The organism is Nonomuraea sp. NPDC050404 (assembly GCF_040655495.1).
In the GTDB taxonomy this organism is placed as follows: domain Bacteria; phylum Actinomycetota; class Actinomycetes; order Streptosporangiales; family Streptosporangiaceae; genus Nonomuraea.
On the sequence record NZ_JBFAKB010000035.1, the window covers coordinates 113,790 to 124,878 of the forward strand.

Genomic DNA, 11,089 nt, shown 5'->3' on the forward strand with positions numbered 1-11,089 from the left:
AGGGGCGAGGGTGTGTGAGGAAAGGGCGAGGCTACGGGAGGGAGGGGCGAGGGTGGGCGAGCGGGGCTGGGACGGTGGGTGGCGTGTTGGGGGGTGGGCGGCCTCTCATGGGTGGTCTTAGGGGGTTGGCTCGCTCTCGTTGAGGGTTTGCAGGACTTGTTCGCCGTACTTGGCCAGTTTGTTTTCGCCGACGCCGTTCACGTTGCTCAACTCCGTCAGTGACGACGGGGCCAGGGTGGCGATCTCTCGTAGGGTCGCGTCGTGGAAGATGACGTAGGCGGGGACGCCCTGTTCCTTGGCTGTGGCTCCGCGCCAGGCGCGCAGGCGTTCGAAGAGGGTGGTGGCCTCTGGTGAGAGTTGTACGGTGGCCTGGGCGGCGGACTTGTTGCCGGAGGCGACCTTGGCGCGGGCGGGGCGGAGGGTGTCTCGGCGTAGGGGGACCTCGCGTTGGCCTCGTAGGACCGCCGCGCTGGCGTCCGTCAGGACCAGTGCGCCGTAGTCGGACTCGACTGCCAGCAAGCCCTGGGCCAGCAGTTGCCGCACCACGCCGTGCCATTCCGCGTTGCCGAGGTCGGTTCCCACGCCGAACACCTTCAACGTCTCGTGGCCGTGTTGCAGCACCTTGGCGGTCTTCTTGCCGAGCAGGATGTCGACCACCTGGCCCACGCCGAACTTCTGGCGTCGTTCGCGGGCCAGGCGCAGCACCGTGGACATCACCTTCTGCGCGGGGACGGTGCCGTCCCAGGACTCCGGAGGCGTCTGGCAGGTGTCGCAGTTGCCGCACGGCTGGGAGTCCTTCTGCCCGAAGTAGTCGAGCAGCATCATCCGCCGGCAGCCCACGGTTTCGCACAGCGCCAGCATCGCGTCCAGGTGCAGCACCTGCCTGCGGCGGTGTGCGTCGTCGCCCTCCATCGCCATGCGGCGGTGCTGCACGACGTCGTTAAGCCCGTAGGCCATCCAGGCGGTGGCGGGCAGTCCGTCGCGGCCGGCCCGGCCGGTCTCCTGGTAGTAGCCCTCCACCGACTTGGGCAGGTCGAGGTGAGCCACGAAGCGCACGTCCGGCTTGTCGATGCCCATGCCGAACGCGATCGTGGCGACCACGATCAGGCCTTCCTCGCGCAGGAAGCGGGCCTGGTGCAGGGCACGGGTACGGGCGTCGAGCCCCGCGTGGTACGGCACGGCCGCGATCCCGTTGTCCACCAGAAACTCGGCGATCTTCTCGACCGAGGAGCGCGACAGGCAGTAGATGATGCCCGAGTCGTCGGGGTGCTCGGTGCGCAGGAACTCCAGGAGTTGCCGCTTGGGCTCCGACTTCGCCGCGATGCGATATTGGATGTTGGGCCGGTCGAAGCTGGCCTTGAAGTGGCGGGCCTGCTCCAGGCCCAGCCTGGAGGAGATCTCGGCGTGCGTGGCCGGGGTGGCGGTGGCGGTCAGCGCGATGCGCGGCACCTCGGGCCACAACTCGCGCAGCCTGGACAGCTCCAGGTAGTCAGGGCGGAAGTCGTGGCCCCACTGCGACACGCAGTGGGCCTCGTCGATGGCGAACACCGAGATGTCGCCCTTTGACAGCAGTCGCTGGGTGGCCTCCAGGCGCAGCCGCTCGGGGGCGAGGTAGAGCAGGTCGAGCTCGCCGGCCAGGAACTCCGACTCCACGAGCTGCCGCTCGTCGAAGTCCTGTGTGGAGTTGAGGAACCCCGCCCGCACGCCGAGTGCCCGCAGCGCGTCGACCTGGTCCTGCATCAGCGCGATGAGGGGTGAGATGACCACTCCGACGCCTTTTCGCACCAGGGCTGGGATCTGGTAGCAGAGCGATTTGCCGCCGCCGGTGGGCATCAGGACGAGTGCGTCGCCACCGGACACGACATGATCGATGATCTCTTGCTGGCCCGCCCGGAACGAGTCGTAGCCGAACACGCGGTGCAGGACTTCGGTGGGGGTATCCATGCGGCTACCTTACGTGTTCGTGGGTAGACGGATCGTCAGTTCCGCCGTCGGCGGAGCCCGCCGGTCCTCCGGTTCTCCGGTCTTCCGGTTCTCCGGTCCTCTTTGTAGGGCAGGGCCGGCCATTGCGATGGTAGTCGCCGCCACCGTCAAAACGGCCCACCGTCAAGCGCCCCCTCCGTCAAGCGCCTCGCCGTCAAACGCTGTCAGGCTTCGGCCGGTGGGCGGGATCTGGCGTACATCATCAGGGACAGGGCCCCCAGCACGCACGCCGCCGCCACCGCCCCCATCACCGCCGGATACCCGGCGAAGTGCGCGACCCCGGCGGCGAGCAGCGGTGCGACGGCCTTGGCGATCATGATGGGCATGGCGAGCGCGCCGCTCAACGACGCGTACGCGGCCGTACCGTATCGGTCGGCGAGCAGGGCGGGTCGCGCGATCGTGGCCACCCCGAACCCCAGCCCGAACAGCACCACCCCCACGACCGCCCCAACCGGGCTCCGCCCGACCAGCGGCAGCAGCACGGCCGCCAGCCCCTGCAGTCCGAACATGACCGCCGTGATCAGCGCCACCGGCCAGCGCGCCTGCAGGCCGGTGGTCACCAGTCGCCCGGTCACCGAGAGCACGCCGAGCAGGCCCGCCACGCCGGCCGCGAACACCGGCGGATGCCCGAGCGCGATGAGGTAGGTCACCAGCAGCACCCCCATCACCGCCACGGCCCCGGTCTGCGACAGGAAGGCCGCCGCCAGCAGCCAGAACGGACGCTCGCGCAGCGCCGTGCCCACGATCTCCCGCCGGTCCACATGGGGAGGGGCGGCCCTGTCGCGCACGGTGAACAGGTGCAGGGGCACGGCGGTCAGCCCGTACCCGAGAGCCAGGATGACCAGCGCCTGCCGCCACCCGTACAACTCAACGAGGAACGCCGTCAGCGGCATGAAGATGCTGGAGGCGAACCCCGCCACCACCGTCACCGCCAGCAGCGCCCGCGCCCGCCTTGCAGCGTCGAACCAGGCCACGATCACCGCGAACGCCGCCTCGTACAGCACCATCGCCGACGCCACGCCCAGCACCCCGCACACGAGGTAGAGCTGTACGACGGTCCGCACCTGCGACCAGGCCAGCACCGCCAGCGCGCCCAGCGCGGAGCCGGCCGTCATCAGCGCGCGCCCGCCGTGCCTGTCCAGCCAGCGGCCGATGAGCGGCGCCGCCAGCCCGGACACGAGCACGGACAGCGTGATCGCCCCGGTGAGCTGGGGGACCCCGGCGTTCAGGTCGCGCGACATGGGCGGGAGGAAAACGGCGAACGCGTAATAGAGAATGCCGTAGCCGGCGGTCTGAGTGATCGCGAGTGCGCCGATCATCCGTGCGGGCGTCTTCGGCGGTGATGGGGCGATCACGCGATGATTAATTCCCGTTCCTCTTCCATAAATACGGTGATAAAAGTCACTTCACTCACGAATGGCCATGACGAAACGCTGCTAATAACGCATAGCGTCGGATCATGAGCAATTCGTATGTGGTCACAGGCGGCGGGCGCGGCATCGGAAGGGCCGTGGTCGAACGGCTGCTCAGCGACGAGGGCGACAACGTCGTGGCGGTCGTCGAACGCGACAAGGATGCCCTGACCTGGGCCGGGGCGAGGATCGTGCCGGTGTTCGGCGACGCGGCCGACGAGGAGGTCGCGGCCTGGGCGGCCGACCTGGCGCAGGAGTGGGGCACGCTGGCGGGCTGGGTGAACAGCGCCGCCGTCTTCCGTGACGCCTCCGTGCACTCGTCCCCGATCTCCGAGGTCAGAGCGCTGATCGCGGCCAATCTGGACCTGACCGTGGTGGGCTGCGCCACCGCCGTACGCCACTTCCTCGCGGCGGGCACTCCGGGCGCCATCGTGAACATCACCTCGCACCAGGCCGCCAGGCCCGTGCCCGGCAGCCTGCCCTACTCGACCGCGAAGGCCGCGACCGAGGGGCTGACCAGGGCGCTGGCGGTGGAGTACGGCAGGCGCGGCATCCGGGTCAACGCCGTGGCTCCCGGCACGGTGGCCACGGCGCGGTACGAGGACTTCCTGGCCGGGCTGACCTCGCAGGAGGCGGGGGAGGCGGAGGCCGAGCTGGCCAGGCTGCATCCCCTGGGCCGCGTCGCCACGCCCGCGGAGGTGGCCTCCGTCGTGGCGCACCTCCTGTCGCCCGACGCCGCCTTCGTCAACGGCGCGACGATCCCGGTGGACGGCGGTCGTACCGTGCTCGGACTGGATCCGGAGGGGGAGGAATGAAAACCGTTGTCACTTGGTTGCAGGGGGCATGAAGAAGAACCTGCACCCCGACTACCGCCCGGTCGTCTTCCGCGACCCGAGTGTCGGCTTCGCCTTCCTCACCCGTTCGACCGTCACCAGCGACAAGACGGTCGAGTGGGAGGACGGCAGGACCTACCCCGTCATCGACGTGGACGTCTCCTCGGCCAGCCACCCCTTCTACACGGGCCGGGGCCGCGTCCTCGACACCGCCGGCCGCGTCGAGCGCTTCAACCAGAGGTACGGCAAGGCCCGTTGAGCTGATCCGTCGTCCCTGTTTGCGCGACAGGGACGACACCCCTGGTCAGAGGCCCATGGTGTCGGCCAGCGCGTCCATCTCGGCGGTCAGCAGGGTCGCCGCGTGCCGCTCCATCGCGCCGAAGTGCCCCTGGATCCGCAGCACCTCCCTGGCATGCACGTACGGTGATCACCGGCCCTTGTCCACTCCTGGACGGTCAAGTGCGGGTCATGGGCAAGCATGTCGAGGGCGTTGCTGGGTAAAAGACGGTCACCGGCGTGAGAGCAATGGTGGTGCGATGACTCTCTCTGGAAGGGAACGCCGAATTCTCGCGGAGATCGAGCGTGCCCTTGAGCTGGAGGACCCCGAACTGGTCAGGCGCGTCTCGGCGATCAACAAGATCGAGTCAGGCGGGGAGCAGCGGCCCCTGCCTCCGCAGGCATACGGCGACAGGCTGCGCATGTGGGCCCTGGCCCACGTGTGGGTGATCTTCTGGGCCGGTGCGTTAGTGATCGTTCTCCTCTTGCTGGCCGTGCTGACCACCTGAGCTGCGGTGTCGTAGCACCAGCAGGTCGATGGCGGCGATGACGGCCACCACGGCGGCGATGCCGCTTTCCCAGCGCCATACCTCCGCGCCCGTGTTCACGGCCAGGACGGCGAAGACCACCGCCGCCACGACGCCGAACACCAGGGCGATGAGGGAGAGCACACGCCGGACGCGCAGCGGGCTGCGCGCCGTCACCGGCTCGGTCCCCTCGCGGTTGCGCAGCCACATGATCGCGGGCCTCCTCAGGCGAGGCACCTCAGCGCCGAGGCGAGGCGCGGGTCGAGGTCGTGGGAGTCCGGCAGGCGGCCCACCGTGGCCTCGACGAACTCGGGGTACGACAGCGTGGCGGCCACCCCGTCCGCGGACACCGAGACCTGCTCGGCCGTCTGCTCCACCTGCACCTTGGCATCCTGCTCGGCCAGCACGAACCGGCCCACCGCCACCCGCCACAGCGTTCTGTCGTCGCTCTCCCCGCCGGAGACGGGCGCGCCCACATCGTCGGCGTGCGTGGCGTACTCGGAGTCGTAGTGAAAGCCCTGCAACCCCACGGGATACGGCCCGGCCATGGTGTCGAGCGTGGCGTCGGGGCCGAGCTCCCGCATGCGCTGGCGCGTCTCGCCGTTCTTGGCACGCCACTCCGCCAGCACCTCTTCGACGGGCAACGTCCTGCGCTCCCGTACGGACCACTCGTTGAAGTCGTCGTATCCGCGCACGCCCTCCGCGGCCATCCGGTCCATCAGGTCCTGTACGGTCCCGTTGAGGCAGGCGTGGTTGTAGCGCTCCTCGCCCGCCAGGTGCGCCAGCACGTCGCGCACCGACCAGCCCTCGCACCGGGACGGCCGCAGCCAGCCGGCCTCGTCGAGTCCCGAGAAGTACCGGTCGAGCCGGGCGGCCTCGGTGTCGAAGATGTCGAACGGGTTGAAGTCTTTGAGCAGGTCCTCGGCCATATGGGGACGCTACCCCTTAGTTGCCGACTTTCACGACCTTGTCACCGATGGCCGATTTCACCTGGTTGTACTCGCCGGCGCAGGAGCCCGCCCGCTCGGCCGGCACCCAGCCGCCCTTGACGATGGGGCCGTACCTGGCGGGGTCGGAGCCATAGAGCAGGCAGGCGAACGTGGCCGACTCCTCCATGCCCGACAAGTGGTCGATGCCCAGGTGGCCGGCGAGCAGGTGGCGGGCCTCGGCGGCGGCGACCACCCGCTTGGGCCGGTCCGCCGTGAGCGTCAGCGCGGCGAACAGGTCGGCCTGCCGGTCATCGTCGGTCATGCCGTTGAGCGTGCTCAGGGCGTGGCCGAGCTCGTGGTGGAAGAGCGCGGTCAGCGCGCCCTCCATCCGGGCGTCGGTGGCCTTGCCGTCGATCTCCTCGGTCTCGGAGATGCCCTTGATCGTGTCGCGTACCTTGCCGACCAGCGAGTAGCAGAGCGAGATCTCGCGTTTGTCGTGGTCCCAGGTGGCCTTGGGCGAGTCGCAGTTGCGGGCGACGACCTTGACCTGCTCGGGCAGCCGGAGGCCGGTCTTCAGCACGCGGCTGTCCTTGAGGAGCTTCTTCGCCTGCTCGGCGCTGGCCGAGTCGGGCCGCTCGTAGCGTACGGACAGTTCGGACGAAGGGGCCGCCCCGAGCGTGCTCGTCATGCTCAGGACGAGGGCGATCACGGGGTGCGGCATACGAATCTCCTTCGGGGATCGATCAACGCAATGGGACTGTCCCTGCTGCGATTGCATGATCGCTAAACCCTCTGGAGCGTAAAAAAAGCCCCCGGACATGCCGGAGGCCCGGTCCGAATGGCCGGACCGGACCTCAAGCGTTACTGACTAGCGACGCCACCAGGGGCCGTAGACCCGCACGTAGTCCGAGCGGCTCTTCGCGCCCTCGAGCTCGTCGTCACCGTTGTACACGGCACGGAAGGTGCCGCTCTTGTACGCCTTGGTCTTGGCGTAGAACTTGCCACGACGGTCGGTGCGGTCGGTGGCGACCCACTTCCAGGCGCTGGAGCCGTTGGCGCGGTAGTACACGTTCACGCGCTCGTAACGGACACCGTCCCAGCCCCGGCGCTCACGCTCGAGGAGGGTGCCCTCGAAGTAGATCGACCGGCCCTTGCGGACCTTGGAGGGGTCGGCGCTGAAGCCCGCGATCCGGGTGTCGGCCTTGCCCTTGATCTGCTCGACCGTGAAGTACGCCGAGTCCTTGGCGAGCTCCTTGCCGGCCTTGTCGAAGGCGACGGCCGTGGCCTGCCACTTGCCTTCGTAGTCGTTCTCGTTGAACCCGATGGCGTAACGCCAGCCCTCGAGGTCCTTGACGTCCTTCGTGCGCATGGTGCGGAAGTTCGACGCGGCCGGGGCCACGCTGAACTCGACCTTCTCCACGTCGGAGCTGGCGCCGACGTCGAAGTACGCGGTCGTCTCGGAGCCGGCCTTGACCTGGACGGGGTTCGGGCTGATGTCACGAATGACGAGCTGCGTGTCGGCCTTGGTGGCGGCCGAGGCGACGCCCGCACCGGAGACCAGCATGGCCCCGCCAACCATGGCGGAAAGGGTAGCTACTGCGATCTTTTTCATGAGGGTGCTGATTCCTCTCCCCGTATTGACTTCGAGACCGGCCCGGGGTGCCGATCCCACTACTACTTTGAGGCACGGGATGAGGAAAAGGTTGGCTAAAGTTGCGAAAAAGTTTTGATCACGGCTTTAACCAGGGCTTATGCGGAAAAAATCTCTTTGAGATGATCTGACCGGATACAGTCTGGCGCATGACAGACGTCTACACGCTGGGCGAGCCGCTGGGTGTGGTCTCAAGCGGTCGCGTCCGCCATGAGAGCGAGGCCAGGCTGGACGTCTGCGGGCCGGAGTTCACGCTCGCGATCGCCCTGGCCCGGCTGGGACACCGTACCGCGTACCTGGGCAAAGTGGGCGACGACGAGCTCGGCGCCCGGGCCATGACCGTCCTGCGGGGCGAGGGCGTCGATGTCGAGGACATGCGCGTGGCCGGGGGCGCGCGCACGGGCCTGCTCTTGCGCGAGGTACGTGTGGGCCGCGAACCCAGGATCACGCACTACCGCACCGGCTCGGCGGGTTCGCTGCTCTCGCCGGGCAACGTGCCCATCGACCGGATCGCCGCGGTCAAGATGTTGCACGTGACCGGCATCACCGCCGCCCTGGGCAGGGACGCGCTCGACGCCGTGCGCGCCGCCGTGAGCGCGGCCAGGAACGCCGAGGTGGTGATCTCCTTCGCCGTCGAGTACGTCCCCGAGTTGTGGCCCTCGGTGCGCGAGGCCGAGGAGGTGCTCAGCGAACTGGCCTGCGAGTCCCACCTGCTCTTCCTCCACCAGGACGAGCTCGACCTGGTCAAGCCCGCCCTCACCCCCGAGCGGGAGGTCGTGGTGAACCGGGGCGCGAAGGGCGCCAGCGTACGGGCCGACCGCATGCGTTACGACGTGCAGGGCTGGCAGGTCCCCGTGGTGGACACCGCGGGGGCGGCCGAGGCGTTCGCGGCCGGCTACATCAGCGCCGCCCTCGACGGCCTCATCCCCCAGGAACGCCTGCACCGCGGGGCGCTGTTGAGCGCCGCCGCGGTGACCGGCGTCAGCGACTGGCAGGGCATGCCCACCAGGGACGAGCTCTGACTGATCGTCTGGTTGCTCTAGTTGATCGTCAGGTTGAACGTCGAGGTCGTGTTCTTGATGTTCGTGTGATTGTTGCTGAAGCGCAGGTTGTTGAACGTGGCCGAGCCGACCGCCGGACCCTGGCCGGGCTCCGGCAACTCGTTGACCCAGATGCCGAACCCTGACTTGGCGTCGAAGGCGTCACCACTCTTCTGCGCCCCGCTGATGGACACGTTCGTCAGGATCGTGTCCTTGACCGGGTTCAGCGGCGTGGTCGGGCTCGAGTAGCCGGTCTGGAACATGATCCCGCTGTAGGTCGGGTCCACGATGTCCAGGTTGTTGACGCGGATGCCCTGGAACACCTTGGAGGAGGAGAACAGCCACATCGCCGGGAACGTCTGCTGCCCCCAGAAATGCCCGCCGGCCCTGACCAGCGAGATGTTGTCGAAGGTCGTGGGCGGGCTGGCGCCGAAGCCGTGCATCGGGATGCCGAAGTCCAGCGAGCTGATCGTGACGCCCGAGTACACCAGCGTGTCGGCCACGTGGATGTTCCTGAAGATGTTGTTGTAGCCGCCGTAGACGGCCAGGCCGGCGGCCCGCCAGGTGAGCAGCGAGGTCAGGTTCTCGTAGACGTTGCCGTACTGCTCGCCCGAGTTGTTGTCGATGGCCGAGAACAGCGCGAAGCTGTCGTCGCCCGTGGACCTGGTCTCGATGTTGGTGACGTGGTTGCCCGTGCTGCCGTTGGTCATGTTCAGGCCGTCGGCGAACACGTTGCGGATCCGCGAGTTCTTGATCGTCAGGTTGTCCGTGTTGGAGCCCCACATCATGCAGATCTGGTGCTCGACCCAGACGTTGTCGATCGTCATGTTCGCCACGTTGTTGAAGTCGAACACCTTGCCGGGGCCGTCGATGCGCTCGGCGTAGTTGCCGAAGTAGGCGAAGCCGGAGAAGGCCGAGCCGTTGGCCGTGGCGTCCGCGCGGAAGCCGACGTCCGTGCCGGACTGCCCCGACGGCGAAAAGAACCTGGTGAACCAGGGGCCCGCGCCGGCGACCTTGACCGCCTTGCCGTACACCTGGAACTTGCTGGAGGTCTGGTAGTCGCCCGGGGGCAGGTAGACGCCGGTCAGGTTGGCGTCCATGCGGGCCTTGTCCAGCGCGTTCTGCACGTCCTGGTGGGAGAACCCGGCCGGTACGGCGTACTTCGCCGGGTCGGGGTTGGCCAGTTGCGTGGCCTGCTCGAAGTCCACGAAGTCGATGGCGTAGGTGGCGGAGTTGGCCGCGTCCTTCTGCAGCCTGATCTTGCTGCCCTGCGGGACGGTCCTGCCGAGCAGCACGTTGGCCTCGTCGTAGATGTGCCTGGGCGGGCCGGAGCCGGGGTTGTTGTTCGGGCTCGCCTCGGGGCCGTAGAGCCAGGCGTAGCGGGAGGTCAGGTTGATCGCCTTGAGGAAGGCGCCGTCCACGTAGACGTTCAGGGTGGAGTTGATGCCGCCGCCGCCCGGCGCGTCCGGCATGGAGAAGCGGGTGACCAGGGTGTTCGTGGCCGCCCTGGTGGTGAACTCGACGTAGGCGCCGGTCTGGTTCAGCGTGACCGCGCGCCGCCCCGACGCCTCGCCGGCGACCGTGCCGATCTCCCTGCTCGGGCCGACGCGGGCCGCGCCGCCGCCGAGCGCGGCGTCCTCGGCCTCATAGGTGTCGTACGGCATGTTCGCGCCCCGCCCCACGAACAGCGGCAGTGTGCTGGTGTTGTTGGCCCGCTTGACCGGCAGTTCGTTGGCGTCGTCGGCGAGCACGGTCTTGACCGTGTACTTGCCGTTGGCGGCCGTCCACGTGCCCAGGCTCACCGGGGCGGTGGTGGCGCCGGGGGCGATCGCGCCGCTGACGGAGCCGGTCAGCGTCCGTACGACGGTGCCGGCGTCGTTGGCGACGGTGAGCGTGATGCCGTGGGAGCCGCCGCTGGAGGCCACGGTGCCCTGGTTCTTGATCGCGACCGAGAACGTCACCGTGTTGCCCGCGCCCGGATTGCCCGGCGTCCAGGAGACGGGCGAGGCGATCAGGTCGGCGGTGTCGACCGGCTTGACGGTCAGCGTGCCGGTGGCGGAGTTGTTGTTCTCGTTCTGCTCGACGACCTTGTTGTCCTCATCCACCTTGGCCGAGAGTTGGTACGTGCCCGCGTCCCGCGCCCCGATGTTCGCCGACACGGTGGCGGAGGCCCCGGCGGCCAGCGCGCCCACGTTGGCGCTGCCCGCCTTGGTGGTGCCGGCGTAGAAGTTGACCGAGGTGGCGGCGGAGGCCGCGGAGCCGGTGTTGCGCACCGTGGCGCTCAACGTCACGGCGTCGGTCTCGACGGGCGCGGCCGGCGATGAGGTCAGGCCGGACACGGTGAGGTCGGGGTTGGCGGCGGGGCTGCCGAAGATCTGGAATTCGGCGACCTGGCCGCTGGGCGCGCCGGAGTTGGCGGTGAAGCGGAGTTGCACGTC

At 68.6% G+C, this 11,089-nt stretch carries 11 protein-coding genes; 4 read left to right on the top strand and 7 right to left on the bottom strand.

Annotation, left to right across the window (positions count from 1 at the left end; translation table 11 throughout):
* Nucleotides 1-117: 117 nt before the first annotated feature.
* Together recQ and AB0I81_RS54795 are read right to left on the bottom strand one after the other, a co-directional pair.
* Nucleotides 118-1,944, bottom strand: a complete 1,827-nt coding sequence (gene recQ, locus AB0I81_RS54790; RefSeq protein ID WP_360676642.1) for a DNA helicase RecQ — start codon at nt 1,942-1,944, stop codon at nt 118-120.
* Nucleotides 1,945-2,147: 203 nt separating this feature from the next.
* Nucleotides 2,148-3,338, bottom strand: coding sequence for an MFS transporter (locus AB0I81_RS54795; RefSeq protein WP_360676644.1), 1,191 nt, complete (start codon nt 3,336-3,338; stop codon nt 2,148-2,150).
* A gap of 104 nt (nt 3,339-3,442) precedes the next feature.
* Here AB0I81_RS54795 and AB0I81_RS54800 point away from each other — a divergent pair, with 104 nt between their 5' ends.
* The 3 genes from AB0I81_RS54800 to AB0I81_RS54810 all read left to right on the top strand — a co-directional run bounded on the left by AB0I81_RS54800 (nt 3,443) and on the right by AB0I81_RS54810 (nt 5,013).
* A complete protein-coding gene (locus AB0I81_RS54800; RefSeq protein ID WP_360676647.1) occupies nt 3,443-4,210 on the top strand; it encodes an SDR family oxidoreductase in 768 nt (255 codons plus the stop codon).
* 28 nt (nt 4,211-4,238) lie between these two features.
* On the top strand, nt 4,239-4,487 hold the full coding sequence (locus AB0I81_RS54805; RefSeq protein ID WP_360676650.1) for a type B 50S ribosomal protein L31: 249 nt from the start codon (nt 4,239-4,241) through the stop codon (nt 4,485-4,487).
* A gap of 277 nt (nt 4,488-4,764) precedes the next feature.
* The gene (locus AB0I81_RS54810; protein WP_360676653.1) at nt 4,765-5,013 is read left to right on the top strand and encodes a DUF3040 domain-containing protein; all 249 of its coding nucleotides are present in this window, start codon (nt 4,765-4,767) and stop codon (nt 5,011-5,013) included.
* On the opposite strand, the gene AB0I81_RS54815 is transcribed toward AB0I81_RS54810, so the two are convergent.
* The 4 genes from AB0I81_RS54815 to AB0I81_RS54830 all read right to left on the bottom strand — a co-directional run bounded on the left by AB0I81_RS54815 (nt 4,972) and on the right by AB0I81_RS54830 (nt 7,539).
* The gene (locus AB0I81_RS54815) at nt 4,972-5,241 is read right to left on the bottom strand and encodes a DUF6343 family protein (protein ID WP_360676656.1); all 270 of its coding nucleotides are present in this window, start codon (nt 5,239-5,241) and stop codon (nt 4,972-4,974) included. The genes AB0I81_RS54810 and AB0I81_RS54815 overlap by 42 nt on opposite strands.
* Before the next feature lie 14 nt (nt 5,242-5,255).
* Nucleotides 5,256-5,960, bottom strand: coding sequence for a maleylpyruvate isomerase family mycothiol-dependent enzyme (locus tag AB0I81_RS54820; protein WP_360676658.1), 705 nt, complete (start codon nt 5,958-5,960; stop codon nt 5,256-5,258).
* 16 nt (nt 5,961-5,976) lie between these two features.
* Nucleotides 5,977-6,681 (bottom strand): DUF4344 domain-containing metallopeptidase, encoded by a 705-nt coding sequence (locus AB0I81_RS54825; protein ID WP_360676661.1) that lies wholly within the window; start codon nt 6,679-6,681, stop codon nt 5,977-5,979.
* Between the two features lie 147 nt (nt 6,682-6,828).
* Nucleotides 6,829-7,539, bottom strand: coding sequence for a hypothetical protein (locus tag AB0I81_RS54830; RefSeq protein ID WP_360676664.1), 711 nt, complete (start codon nt 7,537-7,539; stop codon nt 6,829-6,831).
* Nucleotides 7,540-7,760: 221 nt separating this feature from the next.
* Here AB0I81_RS54830 and AB0I81_RS54835 point away from each other — a divergent pair, with 221 nt between their 5' ends.
* A complete protein-coding gene (locus tag AB0I81_RS54835; protein WP_360676667.1) occupies nt 7,761-8,633 on the top strand; it encodes a sugar kinase in 873 nt (290 codons plus the stop codon).
* Nucleotides 8,634-8,650: 17 nt separating this feature from the next.
* Here AB0I81_RS54835 and AB0I81_RS54840 read toward each other — a convergent pair.
* A partial coding sequence (locus tag AB0I81_RS54840) for a CARDB domain-containing protein (protein WP_360676670.1) occupies nt 8,651-11,089 on the bottom strand: 2,439 nt, incomplete at its 5' end.

What these genes read in the sequence shown, in the direction of transcription:
- AB0I81_RS54825 (WP_360676661.1), bottom strand. Translation starts at nt 6,681, where the DNA reads ATGCCGCACCCCGTGATCGCCCTCGTCCTGAGCATGACGAGCACGCTC.
- AB0I81_RS54805 (WP_360676650.1), top strand. Translation starts at nt 4,239, where the DNA reads ATGAAGAAGAACCTGCACCCCGACTACCGCCCGGTCGTCTTCCGCGAC.
- recQ (WP_360676642.1), bottom strand. Translation starts at nt 1,944, where the DNA reads ATGGATACCCCCACCGAAGTCCTGCACCGCGTGTTCGGCTACGACTCG.
- AB0I81_RS54830 (WP_360676664.1), bottom strand. Translation starts at nt 7,539, where the DNA reads ATGGTTGGCGGGGCCATGCTGGTCTCCGGTGCGGGCGTCGCCTCGGCC.
- AB0I81_RS54810 (WP_360676653.1), top strand. Translation starts at nt 4,765, where the DNA reads ATGACTCTCTCTGGAAGGGAACGCCGAATTCTCGCGGAGATCGAGCGT.
- AB0I81_RS54820 (WP_360676658.1), bottom strand. Translation starts at nt 5,960, where the DNA reads ATGGCCGAGGACCTGCTCAAAGACTTCAACCCGTTCGACATCTTCGAC.
- AB0I81_RS54815 (WP_360676656.1), bottom strand. Translation starts at nt 5,241, where the DNA reads ATGTGGCTGCGCAACCGCGAGGGGACCGAGCCGGTGACGGCGCGCAGC.
- AB0I81_RS54800 (WP_360676647.1), top strand. Translation starts at nt 3,443, where the DNA reads ATGAGCAATTCGTATGTGGTCACAGGCGGCGGGCGCGGCATCGGAAGG.
- AB0I81_RS54835 (WP_360676667.1), top strand. Translation starts at nt 7,761, where the DNA reads ATGACAGACGTCTACACGCTGGGCGAGCCGCTGGGTGTGGTCTCAAGC.